General features: G+C 59.4%; 23 protein-coding genes. All 23 read right to left on the reverse strand.

The window, feature by feature from the left end:
• Nucleotides 1-54 precede the first annotated feature (54 nt).
• On the reverse strand, nt 55-3942 hold the full coding sequence (locus DSM117340_RS08855) for a glycoside hydrolase TIM-barrel-like domain-containing protein (protein ID WP_089890265.1): 3888 nt from the start codon (nt 3940-3942) through the stop codon (nt 55-57).
• Entirely contained in the window at nt 3942-4388 is a 447-nt protein-coding gene (locus tag DSM117340_RS08860) for an NlpC/P60 family protein (RefSeq protein WP_089890262.1), read from the reverse strand. Before DSM117340_RS08860 ends, DSM117340_RS08855 begins: the two co-directional genes overlap by 1 nt.
• Entirely contained in the window at nt 4385-5275 is an 891-nt protein-coding gene (locus DSM117340_RS08865; RefSeq protein ID WP_089890259.1) for a DUF2163 domain-containing protein, read from the reverse strand. The genes DSM117340_RS08860 and DSM117340_RS08865 overlap by 4 nt, the downstream gene beginning before the upstream one ends.
• Nucleotides 5275-5907 (reverse strand): DUF2460 domain-containing protein, encoded by a 633-nt coding sequence (locus DSM117340_RS08870; protein ID WP_271437236.1) that lies wholly within the window; start codon nt 5905-5907, stop codon nt 5275-5277. The genes DSM117340_RS08865 and DSM117340_RS08870 overlap by 1 nt, the downstream gene beginning before the upstream one ends.
• Before the next feature lie 9 nt (nt 5908-5916).
• Complete coding sequence (locus DSM117340_RS08875; RefSeq protein ID WP_089890254.1) at nt 5917-6576, reverse strand: phage tail tape measure protein; 660 nt, start codon at nt 6574-6576, stop codon at nt 5917-5919.
• Complete coding sequence (locus tag DSM117340_RS08880; RefSeq protein ID WP_089890251.1) at nt 6573-6770, reverse strand: rcc01693 family protein; 198 nt, start codon at nt 6768-6770, stop codon at nt 6573-6575. The genes DSM117340_RS08875 and DSM117340_RS08880 overlap by 4 nt, the downstream gene beginning before the upstream one ends.
• Nucleotides 6760-7089, reverse strand: coding sequence for a gene transfer agent family protein (locus DSM117340_RS08885; RefSeq protein WP_089890248.1), 330 nt, complete (start codon nt 7087-7089; stop codon nt 6760-6762). The genes DSM117340_RS08880 and DSM117340_RS08885 overlap by 11 nt, the downstream gene beginning before the upstream one ends.
• Nucleotides 7089-7508: a phage major tail protein, TP901-1 family gene (locus tag DSM117340_RS08890; RefSeq protein ID WP_089890247.1), complete on the reverse strand. Its 420-nt coding sequence runs from the start codon at nt 7506-7508 to the stop codon at nt 7089-7091. The genes DSM117340_RS08885 and DSM117340_RS08890 overlap by 1 nt, the downstream gene beginning before the upstream one ends.
• Before the next feature lie 26 nt (nt 7509-7534).
• Nucleotides 7535-7948 (reverse strand): DUF3168 domain-containing protein, encoded by a 414-nt coding sequence (locus tag DSM117340_RS08895; RefSeq protein ID WP_089890244.1) that lies wholly within the window; start codon nt 7946-7948, stop codon nt 7535-7537.
• The gene (locus DSM117340_RS08900; RefSeq protein WP_089890242.1) at nt 7945-8283 is read right to left on the reverse strand and encodes a head-tail adaptor protein; all 339 of its coding nucleotides are present in this window, start codon (nt 8281-8283) and stop codon (nt 7945-7947) included. Before DSM117340_RS08900 ends, DSM117340_RS08895 begins: the two co-directional genes overlap by 4 nt.
• Entirely contained in the window at nt 8280-8879 is a 600-nt protein-coding gene (locus tag DSM117340_RS08905; protein ID WP_089891579.1) for a head-tail connector protein, read from the reverse strand. Before DSM117340_RS08905 ends, DSM117340_RS08900 begins: the two co-directional genes overlap by 4 nt.
• A 138-nt stretch (nt 8880-9017) precedes the next feature.
• The gene (locus DSM117340_RS08910) at nt 9018-10199 is read right to left on the reverse strand and encodes a phage major capsid protein (RefSeq protein WP_089890240.1); all 1182 of its coding nucleotides are present in this window, start codon (nt 10197-10199) and stop codon (nt 9018-9020) included.
• Nucleotides 10200-10234: 35 nt separating this feature from the next.
• On the reverse strand, nt 10235-10789 hold the full coding sequence (locus tag DSM117340_RS08915) for an HK97 family phage prohead protease (protein ID WP_089890237.1): 555 nt from the start codon (nt 10787-10789) through the stop codon (nt 10235-10237).
• A 21-nt stretch (nt 10790-10810) separates the two neighbouring features.
• Nucleotides 10811-11113 (reverse strand): hypothetical protein, encoded by a 303-nt coding sequence (locus DSM117340_RS08920; RefSeq protein WP_089890233.1) that lies wholly within the window; start codon nt 11111-11113, stop codon nt 10811-10813.
• Complete coding sequence (locus DSM117340_RS08925; RefSeq protein WP_089890230.1) at nt 11106-12290, reverse strand: phage portal protein; 1185 nt, start codon at nt 12288-12290, stop codon at nt 11106-11108. Before DSM117340_RS08925 ends, DSM117340_RS08920 begins: the two co-directional genes overlap by 8 nt.
• A 112-nt stretch (nt 12291-12402) precedes the next feature.
• Nucleotides 12403-13662: a terminase family protein gene (locus DSM117340_RS08930; protein ID WP_354690035.1), complete on the reverse strand. Its 1260-nt coding sequence runs from the start codon at nt 13660-13662 to the stop codon at nt 12403-12405.
• A gap of 10 nt (nt 13663-13672) precedes the next feature.
• The gene (locus DSM117340_RS08935; protein ID WP_245724409.1) at nt 13673-14041 is read right to left on the reverse strand and encodes a hypothetical protein; all 369 of its coding nucleotides are present in this window, start codon (nt 14039-14041) and stop codon (nt 13673-13675) included.
• A 174-nt stretch (nt 14042-14215) separates the two neighbouring features.
• The gene (locus DSM117340_RS08940) at nt 14216-14881 is read right to left on the reverse strand and encodes an alpha/beta fold hydrolase (RefSeq protein WP_089890224.1); all 666 of its coding nucleotides are present in this window, start codon (nt 14879-14881) and stop codon (nt 14216-14218) included.
• A complete protein-coding gene (locus DSM117340_RS08945; RefSeq protein ID WP_089890221.1) occupies nt 14878-15507 on the reverse strand; it encodes a DNA-3-methyladenine glycosylase in 630 nt (209 codons plus the stop codon). Before DSM117340_RS08945 ends, DSM117340_RS08940 begins: the two co-directional genes overlap by 4 nt.
• On the reverse strand, nt 15500-16240 hold the full coding sequence (locus tag DSM117340_RS08950; RefSeq protein WP_089890218.1) for a precorrin-6A/cobalt-precorrin-6A reductase: 741 nt from the start codon (nt 16238-16240) through the stop codon (nt 15500-15502). Before DSM117340_RS08950 ends, DSM117340_RS08945 begins: the two co-directional genes overlap by 8 nt.
• A complete protein-coding gene (locus tag DSM117340_RS08955; protein ID WP_245724408.1) occupies nt 16237-17322 on the reverse strand; it encodes an ABC transporter ATP-binding protein in 1086 nt (361 codons plus the stop codon). The genes DSM117340_RS08950 and DSM117340_RS08955 overlap by 4 nt, the downstream gene beginning before the upstream one ends.
• A gap of 270 nt (nt 17323-17592) precedes the next feature.
• Entirely contained in the window at nt 17593-18636 is a 1044-nt protein-coding gene (locus DSM117340_RS08960) for a methyltransferase domain-containing protein (protein WP_089890211.1), read from the reverse strand.
• A gap of 84 nt (nt 18637-18720) precedes the next feature.
• Nucleotides 18721-18981, reverse strand: a complete 261-nt coding sequence (locus DSM117340_RS08965) for a DUF2842 domain-containing protein (RefSeq protein WP_089890209.1) — start codon at nt 18979-18981, stop codon at nt 18721-18723.
• Nucleotides 18982-18984: the final 3 nt, after the last annotated feature.

Genomic DNA, 18984 nt, shown 5'->3' on the forward strand with positions numbered 1-18984 from the left:
ACAGAAGCGGCCAAGGTTGCCCCCAACCGCTTCCAAAATATATAACGCCCCTCTTCAGAGGCTAATATCGACATGCGCAAAAGCACCCACACCATAAACGGCGGACAATTGCGCAACAGAAAGCTGAAAACCGCCCCCAGCGCCGTCCGCCGCCGCCTCGGCCGCTGTGTAGCTCCACGTCGGGCCTGTCACGACACTCTCGCGCACCACCAGCGCTCCATAGCTCACACGAACGAGATAGCGCTCGCTTTCCTCTCCAAGCGGGACATCAAAGGCCTCCCAGCTATCCCCACCAACGCGTGTGCGTCTAATCCAGCTTGCAACATGTACAGCGCTGTTTGAAGCCACGCGCAAATGACAGGGACTGAGCGGCCTGAGGCCGACTCCGTCAAACGCCTGCGACACGCCAGTATAGGACGCGTCATCAGAGGCTCGGCTTGCAGGGCCCACACGATAAAACCGCTCAAGCCCACGTTCTGAGGCCTGCAAATCCACTTGCGTGGGTCGCCCGTCGAGCAAGACAAAGTAACTCCCTGCAGGCCACTCACTTGGCTGCCACGCATCGCTGCCAAGCTGCCCGCGCAACAGCCGTGTAAGCGCATAAGTTTTATCGGCCACAAGATCAGCGTTTTGGAACTGCACCAGCTCCCAGTTTTCGGGACTACCATCTCCAATCGCGGCCAAATTTGCCCCGTTCAGCATCGCAAGCTCGCTCACCGAAGCCAAACTGCCCGAAGTGAGCCGCACGTTGACGACTGATCCTCGGTCATACAGCCCCGCGCAAGCGGCCCTAAGTGGTGTTTCCAGCACACCCAGAGTACTGCGTGAGGCAATCAGCCGATCAAACTGATAACCGTCACCGTCACTTGATGTGTATAGCGCCGCCGAGCCGGGCCAAGGCTCAGCGCTCACCGCAAGATGCGGTGCGTGAGGCACTTCATCGCCGCGCATCAGCGGTAGGTCAAGAAACAGCGGAAAGACAGGTAAAGCTGGCGTGAATCCAGACATCAAGGGCGCATCTTCCGCCATATCTACAGGGTTATATGCTTCAGACTCGATCCGAACCGCCTCCACAATTTGCTCCTTCCCGATTTCGACACGATCAACCCGCAGAAGCTGCTCAATACCATCAAACTGCAAGCGCAGGACATCGCCTGCCGCAACATCAAGCTTGGACGGTGGCAGCGCGAAGCGCAGAGTGTCTCGGGCTACTCTTGCCTCAGAGAGCCAACGCTCAACAATCTGGCGCCCAGCGCCACGCCGCATCACAAGCGGCAGCTCCGACGCCGCCACAGCCTGCGAGGCCTCATCTGGCAAGACAGCCTCCTCAGCAACCGTTTCAAAATCAGCACCGCTCTGGATAAAGCGCAGCCGTACACGGCCCATCAACTCCGCGTCCGAAGCCCGCAGCCGCTCTACATCGGCGTCCAGTTCCTCGCTCAGCGCCACAGCGCTGGCCTCCAGAGCATGGTCTTGTCGCCCATCGCGCATCAGAAAGACAAGTATCCCGTCACGCTCAACAGCATCAAAGCCATAAGCCAGCATAAGCGGCTGAAGAGACGCACGCGCTTCCTCCACCTGCCCTACAGCATAGCCCTCAACCATACCTTTGAGATCACTCACATCATATGCGAGCAGCCCCACACGCTCACATATCTCTGCCACAACAGAAGCAAGGCTGCGCGCAGACGCCCGCCCCGTGATCCAATGCCCGCGCCCATAGTTGGCGCCATCGCTCCAGACCGGCTCAAGCGCTGGAAAATGCGGAAACGGCCGCGCATCCCAAGCCCAGACAAAGGCGCGGCTCATGTCAAGCATTGGTCCGTCATACTCCACAGAAACAGGGTTGTTCTCAGGGTGCGCCCAGAAGCGATGCATCGCGCGCAGATATTGCGCCTGAAGGTAGTCATCTCGGCGCCCGTTCGAGTAATGCGGCAAGCTGCTTTCGCTCGATTTCGGGTCCAGAAACTTGTTGGGTTGGTTCGTGCCCTTATCAATCGCAGCACAGCCAAGCTCCGTAAACCAGATCGGCTTTGATTGTGGCACCCACGCCGTCGGCTCTTGCGAGCGTACACCGTTCACGCGCTCGTGGTGATCAGAGGACCACCAGCCCACAATGTCCTTATAGCGCCATATCCAAGGCTCACTGTGCTCCACATCCGTGATTGGTGTTCGGATCTGCGCATCTCTTGCCTCGGGTGAATGGTAAAACCAGTCATATCCCTCGCCGCCGAGGATATTATGCTCAAGATAGTCAAGGTTATAGACCGAGCCAAAAGCCCCATCTGCCTCACCCTCTTCATCGCGCCAGTCAGACAGCGGCATGTAATTGTCGATCCCGATGAAATCGATATTGGCGTCCGCCCAGAGTGGATCGAGGTGAAACAGTCGATCGCCACTTTCGTTAAAGCCGAAGTATTCTGACCAATCCGCGCAATAGCCGATTTTCACATCAGGCCCCAAAAGCGTGCGCACCTCGGCAGCAAGGCCTTGCAAAGCCACGACAGCCGGAAACCCCGCCGCGCCACGGATTTTCGTTAACTCGCGCATCTCCGAGCCGATTGAGAAACTGTCCACACCTCCCGCCGCCACACAAAGCGCGGCATTGTGCAGAATAAAGCGTCTGTAGCTCCATTCATCAGGGCCTGAGTAACTCACAATGCCATTGGCCACGGCAAAGTTGCTGGCGCTGGCCGTGCCAAAGAACGTAGCGACCTCCTGATCCGCCGCCGCTGTCCCGCCTGCGTCGGAAAGCGTAATCCGCCCACGCCATGGAAAAGCAGGCTGCCCCATCTCGCCTGTGTAAGGATTGGGCAAGAAGTTGCTTGCCAACTGGTCCATCAGGATAAAAGGGTAATATAGCACCTCAACACCTTGTTCACGTAGATGCGTGATGGCCTCGATCACCGACTGATCAGAAGGCGTTCCACCATAGAGAGGCCGTCCGCTGGCGTCCTTGACCACCTCTTGCGCCAATCCCCGCGAGAGCCCCGCCACGCGCCAAGGCATTTCGCTCCCATCATGCAGCTTTTGCTCGACCTTCGGGCGCAACTCACATTCGCCGCAACGCAGATCACCACCAAACCAGCTCACGATCAGCGAACTGGCCTTCAAATTGGGCAGCTCCGTGATCATCCGCTCGGTCGCCACCCGAAAGTCGGCCTTTCCTGCTGGCGTATTCACATTGGCAAGCGCCGCCCGTCCCACGCCATAGTCATACCGCACAGGCGTTGTCGCGAGCGTATATTCGCCACTCCCAGGCATCATCGCGACAGCCTGCACGGCATGGGCCATATCCTCGCCAGCGTCCTCAAGATGCGCCTGCGTTGGTCGCATCACCTCAAATTCGAACTGCGGCACACGGTTGCCAAAGCGCTCAAGCGCGAGTTCTTCAAGCACGACATAGGCCGTGCCTCTATACGCAGGCACTTGCCCAGCGCCTTCCACAGCCTCCATCTTCGGATCAGGCATCTGGTCAGCCAATCCACGATAAACCCGCATCCCAAGGCTCTCAGGGTCCACCTCAGCACCGTCCGCCCAAACGCGTCCAACACCTGAGATAAGCCCTTCACACAGACCAATCGCCATGCTCACAGTATAACTGAACTGGCTGGTCTTCGGACGCGATGGCGCGCCCTTGCCTCCACCTGTTGTGGTTACGGTCTCCGCAAACTGGCTCGCCCAAATCACATGCCCCGCGACCCGCATGCGCCCATACACCTGAGCCACAGGGTCGCCCTCGCCCGCGCTCGTGAGCCTAAAGCGCTCAACACGGCCATGTTCCACAACGTCAGAACCCTGCCCCATAACCTTCTGATCAATCGCTCGGCCAAGCGTAGCTCCTGCAAAGCGGCCCACAGCGGCCATTGAAAGCCCAAGAACAGACCCGCCAACAGAGCCGCCAAGCGCAGCCCCAGCTGCAGAAAGTAAAATGGTCGCCATCAGGACACCTCCTCAGGAAAACGAAAAACCGCCACAACGCGGCGCTGCCAAGCCGCGGTCAGCGGGCTTTCCAACACCGCATGCCCCGAATAGGCGTGAATAAATGCAGGCAAAGCCCCGCTGGCCGACATAATTCCAAGATGCTTGGCAACAGCGCTGCTGCGCATCCTGAATAAAAGAACGTCTCCGGCCTGCGCCTGAGACACGGGCACAGGGGTCAAATGCCGCTCTGCGGCCTGCCACAGGCGTTCGTCGCGCTGCGGTTCACACCAATCAGGCGTATAGGCAGGCACAGCCTCAGGCTCTATTCCGTAAACACTCCGCCAGACCCCGCGCAACAGACCAAGGCAGTCTGTACCCACCCCCCTCAATGAAGCCTGATGATGGTACGGCGTGCCAATCCACGCCCGCGCTTCCTCCAGCGCCGCCTGTGTCACATTATTCATGCCCGTCTGCTCCCGCCGCCTGTCTGCCCCGCGCTTGCCGGCTGAACCGCAAGCCAGCTGTCCCCCGGAATATCGGGAAAACCCTGAAAGTTCAGGAAGTTGACAAACTTTGTTCGACAGCTCTGCATCCGCTTGTCGCATCCCGCCACAAGTCGGATCGTGTCTCCTGTCGCAATCGCGGCCCGCATCGGATGCCAGAGCTCAATCACGCGGGTGTCGCCCTCAAAATAGTCACGCTTCACAACGCCCTTGAGCCCCTCGCAAGCGCCGCTCAGCCCTTCAAGCGTTCCAAAAGCAAACCATGCTTCCTCAAACCCCGTCATGCCTGCGAACCGAAAAACACGGCCCTCTTGCACACTCTCGACAGCGCGCTCATCAAAATAGCCTTCGCGTGTCGTGTCAAAAGCACAGCGTTTGTCGCCAAGAACGGCGGTGCAAGGCTTTTGGTACACTCGTCCGACAGGACGGCCCAAAGCCTCCGTTAGCCCGCGCAGCTCGGCGTGAAACGCCCCGTTGCCGCGCCTCAGCTCGCCAATCGTGCCAGCAAACATGATATGGCGCGCACTCACATCCGCCCAATTGACAAGCCAACTGCGCACATCGGCGCCGTCATACCGCCCCGCTTCAATATCGGCCTCGCTGATACTCGCATCACTGAGCGCGCCCATCGTCTCAGTGTTGTCCACAGAAAGCCCCGTCGCCTGCTGTAGCGTGGCCGTGCTCATTCCCGTATCAGCGCGAAAGCGGATGCCCTCAAATGTCAGTGCCGCATCGTGGTCGGTAAAACCCAGAACCGTTCCATCTCGGCGCGTCAGCGCCCAACAGCGGCACACAGTCGTGACCCCAGTCTGCAAATGTGCGAGCAGATCGCCTCCAACGCCCCCCATCAGACCCGAAGCTCCACAACAGGCACACTCGGCACGTCTCCCGCCGCAAATGTCGCCGCCGAAGCCACAATCTGATCACTGTCAAAGCGCACAGGAACATCAAAGTGAAATCCCGCCGTGACTTCGACACCCACACTCGGGGGGTGTACAAACGTCACCAGCCCCGTGGTGTAATCCACGGTAAAATCAATCCCTTCACTCTGCTCATCGCCTCCAAGGCCAATCCGCAATGTGCCTTCCACAGGCTTCGCAATCGGGCGCGCATAAGTCTGCTCACCAGAGCGATACACCTTCACAAGCTGAAAGACGGTGGTGACCTCATCACCAACCGCGATGATCTCGTCTTCAAAGCCAACCTCGCGCGAGGGGCGCCCCGTCTGAAAGTCGGTCCAATCCTTCCAGCGAAAGCCGTGCATCCGCCCGCGACGCGCCTCAAAAAACGCCAACACAGCGTCGATGTCATCCATCGAACGCAGCCCCATTCCAGCGTCATAGCGGCGGCGCGAATGCGCCCACGGCGTGTTGCGCTCCTCAAACCCGTTGGCAAGGCTCACCACATCCGTGCGCCGCTCTGGCCCGCCAGACGACCCAAAGCTCAAACTCGTCGGAAATCTAACCTCATGAAAATGCATGACTTTCTCCTATCTGTTGCGGTTACCACGGGCGAGCACACGGCCCATTTGTGCCGCGATCTGGCTTTGAGAGCGGCGAAAGCCCTCCGCATCCGGTGTTGTGATATTCATCACGACATTGATGGCGCGACCCGCCTCGGCCCTGACGCCAAGCTTGCCATCTGCCCCGCGCGAAAGAGGCATAATCGCCTCCGGCCCCGCTTCGCCCATCAACCCCGTGCCTCCGCGCATAGGAAAGGTCGTTGGGCTATTGATCACGCCCCCGTTGGCAAATGGCATAACCCTCCCTTGAACAAAGCTTGCCCCCTGCGCGAAGGGAAATATCCCGCCAACAAGGCTGCCAATGCTATTGGCGATGAGGCCGCCAAAATGGTCAGTCACTGGCTTCACAGCTGCCGAATAGCTCGCGTTGATCATGGATTGCGCAACCGTGCCCAGCACATCCGATAGCTTAGCTCCGTCTAGCACCACACCATCTACCGCCCGCCTCAGGCCACGGCTCAGCCCGCGTTCAAGCGTGGCAACCTCTTGCCCCGTTTCGGAAAAGCTCGCGCGCACCCGCCGCAGCTCTACATCAAAGCTCGCCGCCATACCTGCGGCCGCGCCCAAACTCTGCTCAAGGGCATCCGCCTTCAGCTCCAAGTCGTCCAACGCATCAAAATCACTCATTTTTTTCCTCGTTCTTTCTTATCAGGATAAGCCTCAAGCAGCGCCTGAAGCCCGGTCTTATCCATCGGACGCAGGCGCGCTTCTGGCCCCAGCATCAGCATGAGCTCCACAGGCGTCAGCGCCCAAAACTCATGTGGCCTCAGACCCAGCCGTGTCAGCCCAAGCCGCAGAAGCTCCGCCCAATCAAACCCCATCCTGGCCCTCAGGCAGCATGAAGGCCCGCGCCAGAAGCAACGCAGCCGCCCGCGCCGCAGCCATAGGCCCCCCTTTGATCTCGACAGATAGCAAGTCACTTGAAGCCCCCTGCCAGCCCCCCCCCCGAAGCCCCGCAACAATAAGCTTCATGACATCGCGAGTGCTGAAGCTGCCTGCCTCAAAGCGGCTCACAAGGTCGACAAGCGTATCCGCGCCCATCGCCGCCTCAAGCTCGGCCAACGCCCCAAGCGTGAGCTTGAGCACGCGGCGCTCACCGTCCATGACGAGCGCCACTTCAGAAGCAAAAGGATTGCCCATCAGACACTCGCCGCCGTGAAGCTGAGCGCTCCTGCAGAATTGAGCGAAAGCTCATAGGTCGCCTCACCGTTGTAGCTTCCCGAATATTCTATCGACGCCACCTGAAATGCGCCCTCAATTGTGCCAAAATCGGGTATAAAAACCTGAAAATCAGGTGTTTCTCCGTCAAAGAAAATCTGGCGCGCGCGCTCGTCAGAGGCTGCATCCTTAAAGACGCCAGAACCCGAAATTGCCGCCGACTTAACGCCCGCTCCACCCAGAACTTCGCGCCAGCCGCCCGCACTCTCAAGGCTGGTCACATCAACGCTCTCCGCGTTGAAACTGAGCCGCGTCGCACGCAGGCCAGCGATGGTTTCAAACAGGCCATCACCCGTAAGATCGATCTTAATGAGAAGCTCTTTGCCGTTTTGTGCAGTCATAGGAAATCTCCAATGTTGTCTGTATGTTAAATGTCGTCTTGGACCCGCGCACGAAAGCGCAGATCGATCCTGCGCGTCGCGCCCGTGCCCTCCCGGGTGGCGCTCGCACGGTCAAATCCGAGGTAGATGAGCCTACCCCGTGTGAGCACGAGAGGTGCATCCACAAGCACATCGCTCACCCGCCCCGCCACATCCTTGGCCGCCTGAAAGCCCGCGCTGTCCGTCACCACCGAGACGGTGAACAAATGCAGCGCTCCACTGCCGCTCTTGTCAGAGCTGTCGAGCACATTTTCAGGCCCGAGTGCCACATAAGTCGCAGGCAGGCTGCCAGATGGGATTGCATCATAAATCGCTGTGCCCACGAGGGCCGCGAGATCAGAGTCAGAGATCAGCGCCTGATAGACGCCCGCCTGAAGCGCCGCAGAAACACCATAGCTCATGCCACAACCTCCTCTTCCGCCAGACAGGTCAAAAACCGTCCCGTGAGGTCATCTTCAACCACGGCTTCAATGCGAAAGATGCGCGCGCCTTCGACAAAGCGCTGTTCAGGCTTAGGGCGCATCTCTGCATCATAGGGCGCCGCGCGCAGGCGAATTTTGTAAGCCACCCGTGCCAGCGGTACAGCCTCGCCCTGCGTCTCACGCCCAGTGCGCGCGCTCACCTCGGCCCAAAGCGTGCCAAGCGGCTGCCAAGTGATCGTAAATCCCCCCGCCCCGTCAGGAATACGAACAGGATCTTCGAGCAAAAGCTGACGGTTCAGCATCGGAACACTCATTGTCCCGACCCCGCAAACAGCCGCACCGTACGATACCGCTCAATCAAAGAGCTAACGCCAAAGGGCATATAACCCTCACCAACGCTGGTCTCGTTGCGGTATTCGTAATAGTAGGCCGCAAGCAAGAGCACGGCTTGACCGAGATCTGCCGGCAAGCTGTCCCAGCGGGCGCCATACCCTGCCCGAAAGCCGATGCGCACAACGCCCCCCGTCGGCACAGCAGGCAAAACTCCAGCCACAGGCTTCACACGCGGGCGCTGCATATCCTGCTCCAGCGCATAAAAGCTATTCGCCAGCGGCGTCTCGACACCCAGACGGCTCACAAAGACAAGCTCCTCGAGCGCCGTCACAGGCGCCACAGGCAAAGCCTGTCCTGTTTCATCGCGCCAAGCCGTCAGCGTCCAAGAAAAATCTCTTTCAATCAGTATCTTGCCTGTACGCGCCTCAATCGCAGACATCGCCGCACGCAAAAAGCTCTCCAGCACAGGCTCTTGCAATGTGTCCTCGGAAAAGCCCGTGCCAAGGCGCAAATGCGCTTTGAAGGCGTCCACTGGCAAGGCCTCGCTCGGCACTGCGGTTTCTTCAATTAACATCATGGAGTCTCTCCAAAGTTTACGCCTCCAAAAAGCGCGCGACGCCTCAGTTGCCGTCAGCGGAGGGGACAGCTTGGCAACAAAAAGCTCAGCGCCGCGCACCAGAGGGAGGCAGACCCGCCACCGCCCTCTTTCAGCGAGTTAAGACGTGCCGAATTTCAACAGTTTGATCGCTGCAAAGTCGCTCACATCGCCGCCCACACGCTTAGTTGCGTAAAAAAGCACATGCGGTTTGGCGCTGAACGGGTCACGCAGAACGCGCAAATCAGGGCGCTCGGCCACGGTGTAGCCCGCGTTGAAATCGCCAAAGGCGACTGCCATAGCATCCACAGCCACATCCGGCATGTCCTCGGCAATCAGCACAGGATAGCCCAGCAAGCGCGCAGGTTCGCCCGCCGCAAGACCATCCGACCAAAGGAAGCGCCCGTCTGCGTCCTTGAGCTTGCGCAGTGCGCCAGCTGTCTTCGAGTTCATGACAAAGCTCGCATTGGCGCGGTATTGCGCACCGAGCGCATAGACGAGGTCAATAACAGCCTCACCGCCGTCAAAGTCTCCCGCAACACCTGTCGCCACATAGCCAAGGTTGCCCCATGTCCATGTGTCGTTGTCCACCGTGGGGTGCGTCAGCATCCCTGTGGGTTTGTCGACCCCGTTGCCGTTGATAAAGGCCGCCGCCTCGGAGCGGGCAAACTTGTTGGCAATACGCGCCGCCAGCCAGCCTTCAATGTCGAAAGCGCTGTCGTCGAGCAGACGCTGCGAGGCTTTGGGAAGCGCTGAGAGCTCGTGCAGCGGGATGGTGATGCGGTCAATCTGCGGCGTGCCTGTCTCGCTTGACGGGTCGGTTTCCGTGGCCCAGCCCGCGCCCACATCGGAGTGGTCGACAAGTACATCAAACGAAGTCGCCTCGACCCGCACCACATTGGCAATGGCACGGATAGAAGACGTGCTCTCAAGCACAGAGCGGATGCTCTCGCTTGTTTCAGGGTCCACAAGATAGCCACCGTCCGCAGCCACAGCCGAAGACATCGCCTTGCCCTCAAGTTCAAGGCCGCGCAATCCGTCGTCATCACCCGAACGCAGATAGGCGTTGAAGGCCTTCTGATGCGGGGCCTCAAGCTCTGCCGCGCGCGCAAGATGGGGGCGGTTATGGGTCTGTGTTTTCCGATCTAGCATGGTCAGTCGCTCTTCCTGTTGTTTAAGTCGTTTCGCAATGTCGCTTTGAAAGCCGTTGAATTCGCAAATAAAATCATCAGCCGCCGATTTCATCTCAGGCGCAGAAGGCACAGCTTCCTTGCCCCGAGCCTTAGCTTGGGTGTCACTCATCAAGAGTTTCCTTTTCTGGTTCCTGTTTCAGCGCGTCAGTCTTGCGCCAGCTCCTGGCGCGCATCCCTGATGGCCGCCGCCATATTGCGCAGAGCGTCCGCGTGAAGGCTTTCGCCCTTCGCACCCACCCGCGCACTGGGCAACATCGGAAAGGTCACAAGCGACACTTCCCAAAGCTCCAGTTCCGTCAAGAGCCGTTGGCCCTTGTCATTCTTGCTCGCCGTCTTGGTGCGATAACCAATCGACAGCCCGTCAATCGCGCCCGCCTCAATCAACGCCGCCGCCTCGCGCGCCTTCTGGGTGCTGTCGAGCAAACGCCCCTTCACATAGAGCCCGCGGCCGTCCTCGCGCACCTCGTCCCAGATCCCGATCGGCTGGGCTGGGTCATGCTGCCAAAGCATCTTGATGCGCCGCCCTTCAGCGGCCAGCGCCGCAAGGCTTGCCGCATAAGCGCCTTTGGCCACAACATCTCCACCCTGATCACAGGCACCAAACAGGCTCGCATACCCTTCGATCTGGCAGCCCTCCGTCACCGTGATCTCTTCGCCTAGACGACAGAATTTTCGTTCGATATCCACCTGATAACTCATCACTTTTCTCCAAAAATCATGTCAGCCGCCGACAAGGCTGCCTTGCATCACAAACGACATAAAGCCACCGATGATCGCCGCAATAATCAGCCAGACCAGCCGCGCAATATGCCCGTCAATCTTGTCCAGCCGCCCGTCGATCTGATTGAACCGTGCCACCATAAACTTGCGCTTTTCTTCACTCACCGCACGCTCCGTCTCCATCGCAGCCATACTCAGCTCCAGCGAGGTCAGCCGCCGCTCGATATGGCGCAGCATCGCGCGGTAGCCCTCATAAGGCAGCATCGCCTCAAGCACCTCGTCAGGCGGGCTGAGCTCACTCATCGCCTGCGTCCCCGAGCGCAGGCAGCCCCAGCAAAACCCGCTTCTCCGCCTGCGTCAGAAACTCCGCTCCGCTGACCCGTGCCCATTGTCCATCGCGCTCCGCCGCCAGAGCCGGCACTTGGTCCAGATCAGGCTTAAGTTCAAAGCGTTCGCCCGAATGCTGCCCGATCCAGTCAGCAAGCTTCGCCGTGACCCTTGCGGCCAGCGGCAAAACAGTCAGTCGGTAAAACGCGCGGTTGGCCTCCTGATAATTCGCATAGGTCGCATCACCCTGTATCCCGAGCAACATCGGCGGCACACCAAAGGCCAGCGCAATCTCGCGCGCTGCCGCGTCCTTGGTCTTCTGAAACTCCATATCAGAGGGCGAAAACCCCATCGGCTTCCAATCGAGTCCCCCCTCAAGAAGCATGGGCCGCCCAGCATTGCGCGCGCCTTGATAATTCGCCTCCATCTCGCTCACGAGGCGGTCATACTGGTCCGCACTGAGGCCGCTCTGCCCGTCTGCACCACGATAGACAATCGCCCCCGAGGGCCGCGCCGCATTGTCCAAAAGCGCTTTTGTCCAGCGCGAGGCAGAGTTGTGCACATCAACCGCCTGCGCCGCCGCCTGCATGGGCGAAAAGCCATAGTGGTCATCCTGCGGGTGAAAATTTCGGATATGGCAGATCACAGGCGCATCTTGCCCGACATGAAAGCGATGCTTCTTGCCCCCAACCGCATAATCATAACCCACAGGCCAGCCGTCGCCCCCAGGCACAAGGCTCATTCGATCAGAACGCAGCACATGCAGCTCGAGAGGCACACCCGTCTCCCCGCCCGTGGCCTCGATGTAGGCATCGCCCGTCAGCAAAAGCTGGCCATAGAGCGCCTCCAGAAGCTCAGCGCGCCCTTGCGCTGGATTGGGGTGTTTCAAAAGCGCCAAAGCGGGGTGCTCCTCATAGCGCCGCACGCTGTCTTGCAACACAAGTGGCAAAGCCGCCGCCGCTTCCGCAATCATCTTTACCGAACGAAATCCGATAGGGTTGGCCGCAAAGCCTGTACGCGTCAGGCTCCCCGTGTCGCGCGGACTCCACGCCACTCGGCCAGATCCCTGCCAAGCGATCACACCGCCCGCCGCGCTCGCTTTTTGCTGCGGCACATCGGCCTCTGCTTTGCGAAAGAAATCAAACACCGTCATGACGCACTCCTGATTACTGAATAATTACGTTATCTTATGAGCCAAATCTTATGTGAATAACTCGATTGGCGCTTGGTCTGGAAGATGTCGGAAAAGCTTTAAGAACTCTTAACTAGAGCGTTCGCACCTGAGGGCTCATGTGGGACTTTGCAGGCAGGATCATAAGTTCGGTCAAAGCCCAGACGAGTGCGTCGGTCCGGTCGGGGCTGCCTTTGCCGTGAAAACCATGCATCGTCAGCTGACACATCTCCTCCTCCAGCGCTGCAAGCCCCGTGAAGTGATGCACCCGCCCTTGCTCATATAGCGCGGCAATCGGCTCCGCAAGGGCTGCCTTGCCTTTAGAAGCATGCACTTTTCTCAACGAAATCAGGGGGTCAACCTGTCGGATCACCTGTTCAACCAAGTCACCCCCCTGATTCACCTCGGCCACCATGCGCTCCGCTTTCCAGCGGTGCATCGCTGAGACAGCCGCCTCAGCCCAAGCCATCGGGCTTGCCCCCTGCACAGTCACATCCTCCAGAATATAGGCGCGCCAGTCCTGCACAGGGCCCTGCGCCACGACACCCGCCACAACAATTCCGCAGGCGTCCGAGCGCTCCGTTCCGCTGACGGGCGGGTCTACCGCGACAACGATACGGCTCATCTCAGGCAGCTCGCGTACGCGCGCAGCCTCAAGCGCTGCAGACGTCCAAAGAGCGCCCTCGGCCTCCTCGATCAAGACCCCATCAAGCTCTTGTCGTCCCAGCCGCGTTCCTGCATATCTCGCTTGAACTGCGGCTAAGAACCCACTGGCAAGATTGGCTTTATTAGCTTCAGTTGCGGCATGCGTCGTGACACTTTCCTCCGCCTCCAGAAGTTCTTTCAGAAGCCCGATGTTGCGCGGGGTCGTGGTAATACAGACCCGTGGATCCTCCCCCAAACGCAGGCCAAACTGGAGCATATCCCAAGTCTCGCGCGCCTTTTTCCATTTCGCCAGCTCATCCACCCACGCGCCGTCAAATTGCGGCCCACGTAAGGCCTCTGGCTCATGCGCGGAAAAAACCTGCGCCACCGCCCCATTCGGCCAGAGGAGTCGGCCACGGCTTGCTTGCCATTCAGGCCTGCGGTCTGGCGGTGAGCATGCCAAAATCCCGCTCTCGCCAAAAATCATCACTTCGCGCACCTGCGCCACTGTCTCCCCCACAAGCGCGATCCGTGCACAGCGCCCCGCGTCGCGCGGCCCTGCCCCTTCGACACAGCTGCGCACCCATTCTGCGCCAGCGCGCGTCTTGCCCGCGCCGCGCCCGCCCATGATGATCCAATTGCGCCAGCATCCCTCTGGCGTGATTTGATGGGGCAACGCCCAGAACTCAAAGAGATAGGGCAGCGCCAGAAGCTCCGCCTCATTCAGACTGCTCAGAAACGCGCTCTGCACGTGTGGCGGCTCGGAGGCGATCCAGCTTGCCGCCGATGCTAGCCCGTGCGCCGTCAAGGTCGAGGGCCTGCTCAAAACTGCCGCATCGCTGGGGGCTTTGGAATTGCTTTTCATAGGTTTCCTCCATTTCAATCGCGATCCCGACCCATTGCGCAATGTCGCCCAGCAGCGAACATACCTTGCGCCCGTCCAGTGCCTCAGGCTCCGCCATCAGCTGGCTCCGCAGGATCGTTAAGTCGAGTTTCAGCCGTGTGATTTCCTGAACAAGCGCTGTGATAGAGCCGCGCAAATGCAGCACCTCAACAGCCGTGGTGACCTCAGGGGGGTGTGTGCTCATATGATATTTGCCTCATGTCGCTCGGCCCTCCGCCTGGCGCGCAGCCCATGCATCCCGCACAGCCAACACACCAGCTCTCAAAAGCTAGCGAGACAAATCAAACCCGTAAACACAGAGACCCGAGCGGCGAACGCTCGGGTTAATTTAGGCTTAATATGATTTTAGATCAGAGACTTAAAAGCCAGCCTTATCCCGCAGGAAGGCGAGCGTCACAGTCAGTCCGTCCTGCGCAATCCCGTGTCCCATACCCTGCATGATATGCGCATAGACCTCTTTGAAGCCCGCATTTTGCAGCGCCTCTGCCGCTTCAGGCAGGCTCTGGGGCGGCACAACATCGTCTTGATCCCCATGGATCAGAAGGATCGGCGGCTTGCTCGCAAGCTCGTCTTCAAGCGTCTCAGGAGCAAGCAAACGCCCCGAAAACGCCACCACGCCCGCGAGCTCGTCCTCGCGGCGCGGCGCGACATGCAACGCCATCATCGTGCCTTGGCTAAACCCAACCAAAGCCATCTGCTCGGGCAACAGATCCTCATCCACAAGAATACCGTCCAGAAAGGCGTTCAGATCATCCACAGCAGCGCGCATTCCGCGCTCTGATTCTTCCTCCGAGGAGCCATCGATCCAAGGGATCGGAAACCATTGAAAGCCCATCGGGGCTCCGGCACAGGCCTCTGGGGCATCCGGAGAGATGAACAGCGTGTCTGGCAAATGCTCGCCCAAAGGGTCAGCAAGCCCCATAAGGTCAGCCCCATTCGCGCCGTAGCCGTGTAAAAACACCACAACAGAACGGGTCTCCCCTGAAACTGGTTCTCTTCGGCTGGCTTGCAATGCGCGTGTCATCGGATTCCCTCTCGGTCTTTGATGTCTTTGTAATAGGCCCAGAGCAAGCGCGCCGCAACCGCCCTCCAAGGCGCCCATTGTGCGGCCATCGCGCGCATCTCCCGCTCCTTGGGCCGTGTCTCTAGTCCATAAAGCACGCGTGCGGCCTCCTGTAGCGCAAGATCGCCACTGGCAAAGACATCCGCGCGCCCAAGACTGAACATCGCATAGATTTCTGCTGTCCAAGCCCCAATGCCCTTCACAGCCACCAACGTCTTGATCACATCCTCGCTCGGCGCCGCCCGCAAAGCCTCATAATCAATCCGCGCCTCCGCGAGCGCCTTGGCATAAGCGGCCTTCTGACGGCTCAGTCCAAGGGCGCGCAAATCATCTTGGCTCATGCGCTCCACCGTCTCCGGCGCATCACAGCCCACCGCAACCAAGCGCGCCCAGATTGCGCCCGCGCTGGCCACGCTCACCTGCTGGCTCACAATCGCGCTCAAAAGCTCGCCAAAGCCTTCAGGCTTGAGCCTGAGCGGCAGCGCCCCTGTCAGCGCATAAGCCTCAGCCATGCGCGTGTCTTTTGCCGCAAGCCACTCCGCGCCCTCTGCCACACAGGCAGCCCCAAGGATCACCCGCTCATCCATGCGCCCGCGCCCAGTCCAAAGCCTCTTCAACTGTCGCCAATAGCGTGACACCCTCAGGCGGCGCTGGCCGCGCAATCATCCCCACCTTCAGCCCAAGGTTGCGAGCCGCGTGCAACTTGGGCCGAGCGCCCTCCCCGCCTGCGTTCTTGACCACAAGCCAATCGACCCCAAGCTGCCGAAAAAGCGCTTCTTCCTCAGCAACGCTAAACGGCGCAACACTGGCCAGATAGCGCCCGCCAGCAAAAGGAAAGGGCTCAGGCGCCGCCTCAGCGATCCGCCGCGCAATCACCTCACAGTTACGCAGATTGGCAAAGCCCGCGAGCCCCCGCCGCCCCGTCGCAACAAAAACAGTCGATCCCGCGGGGATATGTGCAGCCGCCGCCGCTTCATTCTCAAGCGCCACCCAGTCGTCTCCCACGTCAGGCTGCCACGCGGGCCGCCACAAAAGCGCATAGGGCAGACCCCGCGCGGCACAACTCGCGGCGGTGCGTGCGCTGATCTCTTCGGCAAAGGGATGGGTCACATCCAAAACCGCAGCAATCTCTTGTTCATCCAGATAGCGCTCAAACCCTGCTGCGCCACCAAAGCCGCCGTGGCGTGTCGGCAGCGCCAGACCACTCAGAAACCGCGCTGAGCCTTCCAGTGATGCGACCGCCGCAGCGCCCACATCTGCTAGCCCTTGAGCCACAGCTCGGGCTTCACCTGCCCCCGCCAGAAGCAGGAGCCTCTTCATGCCACCTTCGGAAAAACAAAGCAGCGATCACGGCGGATCGACAGCCAGAGCGCTTTGCCCACCGAGGGCAAAAACACATTCGGAACCGTCACGCGCAGCTTGGATCCGTCGTGATCCATACGAAATTCGACAAGACTCTCATTGCCCATAAAGCGTGCGCGCTCCACAACACCCCGCGCCGCAGCGCCGTCGCTCGGCGTCGGATCAGGGCCGCGCCCATCACGGTCAAAATCAATCTTGAAGTGCTGCGGACGAATGACAATCTCCACAGCCTGCCCGTCGGGAACCCCTGGTGCGAGAAACTGCCCAAAAGGCGTATCCGTCAGCGCACCGCGCACGACGCCGTCGATCACGTTGATATCACTGAAAAATCCGACAGCTTCCTTATCACGCGGCGCATTGTAAATATTGTAAGGGGCACCGCGTTGCACAATCTTGCCCGCGCGCATCAAAGCGATCTCGTCGGCCATGCGCATCGCCTCATCAGGCTCATGCGTCACAAGCAAAACGCCCGTGTCCTCTTGCTTGAGCACATCCAGCGTCTCATCGCGGATTTCGTCGCGCAGGCGGTTATCAAGGCCGGAAAACGGCTCATCCATCAGCATCAGCCGTGGCCGTGGCGCTAGCGCCCGCGCCAAAGCAACGCGCTGCTGCTCCCCGCCTGAAAGCTCGTGAGGATAACTCTCCTCAAAGCGCGCAAGCCCGACCCGTCCCAAAAGCTCACGCACCCGCGCCGCCTTCTCACTTCGTGAGCCACTGAGGCCAAAGGCCACATTTTCCGCTACACTCAAATGCGGAAACAGCGCAAAATCCTGAAACATTAGCCCCGTGTTGCGCCGCTCAGGCGGAATACGAAACACCGTGTCGCAGATCAGCTTCCCATCAACATAAATCTGCCCGCTGTCCTGCATATCCACCCCCGCAATCATGCGCAGCGTGGTCGATTTGCCGCAGCCAGACGGCCCCAACAGACAGGTCACCTGCCCAGGTTCAATCGTGAGCGACACATCATCCACAACAACGCGCCCCTCAAAAGAGCGCTTGAGATTGCGAATATCGAGCCTCGGGGGGAGCTTTGTCACAGGGCGCCTCTTGCAGTATCCGACAGGTTTCATCGGGTTTAAAAACCCTTATCAGCCACATCCCAGCCCCGCAAGCGGATCGGAGGCGATGGCCCGAGAGATCAACCCCGTCTTTTTCTTTCTGAAAACATCCATTCGCCCTCTCACCAGACACAACGCCTGCGCCCAACCTCCACGCTGAGCATAAAAGGCAAAAGGGGCGTGCCAGACCACAGGTCTGGCACGCCCCCTTGGCGATGCCGCAGGCAGCGCAATCCCTAGAGGCTTAATCTAGCAACAGCTCAACGCCCCACCCGTTGCCGCATCTCGTTCAAAAGGGCTTTCGCCTCCACAGCCTTCAAAAATGCCATAGTGCTTTGAAAAATCGCCAATAAACTCAAAGTGCTCGGCGTGGCGCGTCTCCGCCAGCATCTTCCATGTGTTGCCACATACCGCAAAGACCTTCCCCGCCTCCATGTAGTGGTGATCATCAAGTTGAAACCCGTGCGGCGCCGTCTCGATCGTGCCCTTGTAAATCACCGCCTGCCCATAATCCTCGCACGCGGGCTCCAGCCCCTCGAGCTTAAACAGTCGGTAGGTCGAAGAGTTAAACCGTAAAGGCGCAACCCGCGCCTCCAAGGCAGGGTTCTCAATCGTCAGCTCGCGCTGTGTCACGAGCCGCGGATCGTCAAAGCCTGCCCGCTTCGCAAAGCTCAAAAAGTCGTTCCAATAGAGCGCCCCCGACAGGCACTCCCCATACAATACTTCATCCGCAGCCATCGCAGCAGGCACACGGCGGTCGGCATAAACATCGGAAAAATACATCTCGCCCCCCGCCTTCAAAAGCCCGTATGCTCCACGCAAAACGGCTTCCTTATCTGTCGCCAGATTGATCACACAGTTGGACACGATCACATCAAAACTCCCTGCCTCAACAGGCAGCTGATCAAGTTTTTCGATGAAACCCTTATGAAAACTGGTATTTTGATAGCCGAATTGCTCCGCATGCCAGCCTTGATGGGCGCGGGCAACGTCAAGCTGCTCATCAGTCATATCAACGCCCGTCACATGCCCCTCAGGCCCGACAAGCTGCGCCAGTGCATACACATCGCGCCCCGCTCCACAGCCCAGATCAAGCACCCGCGCGCCCTTCAGCACATGGGGCATCACGAGCCCACAGCCATAGTAGCGCATCAAGACTTCGTCATGCACCTTGGAGAGCACCCGCTTCACATACTCAGGCATGTCCTCAGGGCTACAGCAGGCGTTGGTCTGCAAGTCCGCACTGCTCTGCAGCACTTTTCCATAATAATTCTGAACAGATTCGTGCTGCATAGGCTCTCTCCTTCAAGCATTTGCCTGACAGGTAAAGAGAAACGGCAGGCCAAGCAACACAGCCCGCCCTGCCTCACAAAGAGGTTACACCTCGTCATCCCATTTGATCGGAGCGGCGTCAGGATCAGGCTTGCCAATCCCTTTGAAAAGGCCCTTGAACGGGAAAATCCACGCCAACCCAAGGCCCACATAGACAATCAGCTCGACAAGCAGAGGCAGCCGCCCAAAGACGCCTTCCAGCCAACCAACAGCGCTGACAGCCGCCACGATATAAAGCGGCATCCCGACCAGCAGCACCAGCAAAACAAGCCAGCGCCGCATCTTGAAGCTCAGGTTGTCAAACATCCG

The organism is Lentibacter algarum (assembly GCF_040580765.1).
Taxonomy (GTDB): Bacteria; Pseudomonadota; Alphaproteobacteria; order Rhodobacterales; family Rhodobacteraceae; genus Lentibacter; species Lentibacter algarum.

Bases quoted from the DNA above. Each gene is read 5' to 3' on its own strand.
- DSM117340_RS08855 (WP_089890265.1), bottom strand. From the start codon at position 3,942: ATGGCGACCATTTTACTTTCTGCAGCTGGGGCTGCGCTTGGCGGCTCT.
- DSM117340_RS08860 (WP_089890262.1), bottom strand. From the start codon at position 4,388: ATGAATAATGTGACACAGGCGGCGCTGGAGGAAGCGCGGGCGTGGATT.
- DSM117340_RS08865 (WP_089890259.1), bottom strand. From the start codon at position 5,275: ATGGGGGGCGTTGGAGGCGATCTGCTCGCACATTTGCAGACTGGGGTC.
- DSM117340_RS08870 (WP_271437236.1), bottom strand. From the start codon at position 5,907: ATGCATTTTCATGAGGTTAGATTTCCGACGAGTTTGAGCTTTGGGTCG.
- DSM117340_RS08875 (WP_089890254.1), bottom strand. From the start codon at position 6,576: ATGAGTGATTTTGATGCGTTGGACGACTTGGAGCTGAAGGCGGATGCC.
- DSM117340_RS08880 (WP_089890251.1), bottom strand. From the start codon at position 6,770: ATGGGGTTTGATTGGGCGGAGCTTCTGCGGCTTGGGCTGACACGGCTG.
- DSM117340_RS08885 (WP_089890248.1), bottom strand. From the start codon at position 7,089: ATGGGCAATCCTTTTGCTTCTGAAGTGGCGCTCGTCATGGACGGTGAG.
- DSM117340_RS08890 (WP_089890247.1), bottom strand. From the start codon at position 7,508: ATGACTGCACAAAACGGCAAAGAGCTTCTCATTAAGATCGATCTTACG.
- DSM117340_RS08895 (WP_089890244.1), bottom strand. From the start codon at position 7,948: ATGAGCTATGGTGTTTCTGCGGCGCTTCAGGCGGGCGTCTATCAGGCG.
- DSM117340_RS08900 (WP_089890242.1), bottom strand. From the start codon at position 8,283: ATGAGTGTTCCGATGCTGAACCGTCAGCTTTTGCTCGAAGATCCTGTT.
- DSM117340_RS08905 (WP_089891579.1), bottom strand. From the start codon at position 8,879: ATGATGTTAATTGAAGAAACCGCAGTGCCGAGCGAGGCCTTGCCAGTG.
- DSM117340_RS08910 (WP_089890240.1), bottom strand. From the start codon at position 10,199: ATGAGTGACACCCAAGCTAAGGCTCGGGGCAAGGAAGCTGTGCCTTCT.
- DSM117340_RS08915 (WP_089890237.1), bottom strand. From the start codon at position 10,789: ATGAGTTATCAGGTGGATATCGAACGAAAATTCTGTCGTCTAGGCGAA.
- DSM117340_RS08920 (WP_089890233.1), bottom strand. From the start codon at position 11,113: ATGAGTGAGCTCAGCCCGCCTGACGAGGTGCTTGAGGCGATGCTGCCT.
- DSM117340_RS08925 (WP_089890230.1), bottom strand. From the start codon at position 12,290: ATGACGGTGTTTGATTTCTTTCGCAAAGCAGAGGCCGATGTGCCGCAG.
- DSM117340_RS08935 (WP_245724409.1), bottom strand. From the start codon at position 14,041: ATGAGCACACACCCCCCTGAGGTCACCACGGCTGTTGAGGTGCTGCAT.
- DSM117340_RS08940 (WP_089890224.1), bottom strand. From the start codon at position 14,881: ATGACACGCGCATTGCAAGCCAGCCGAAGAGAACCAGTTTCAGGGGAG.
- DSM117340_RS08945 (WP_089890221.1), bottom strand. From the start codon at position 15,507: ATGGATGAGCGGGTGATCCTTGGGGCTGCCTGTGTGGCAGAGGGCGCG.
- DSM117340_RS08950 (WP_089890218.1), bottom strand. From the start codon at position 16,240: ATGAAGAGGCTCCTGCTTCTGGCGGGGGCAGGTGAAGCCCGAGCTGTG.
- DSM117340_RS08960 (WP_089890211.1), bottom strand. From the start codon at position 18,636: ATGCAGCACGAATCTGTTCAGAATTATTATGGAAAAGTGCTGCAGAGC.
- DSM117340_RS08965 (WP_089890209.1), bottom strand. From the start codon at position 18,981: ATGTTTGACAACCTGAGCTTCAAGATGCGGCGCTGGCTTGTTTTGCTG.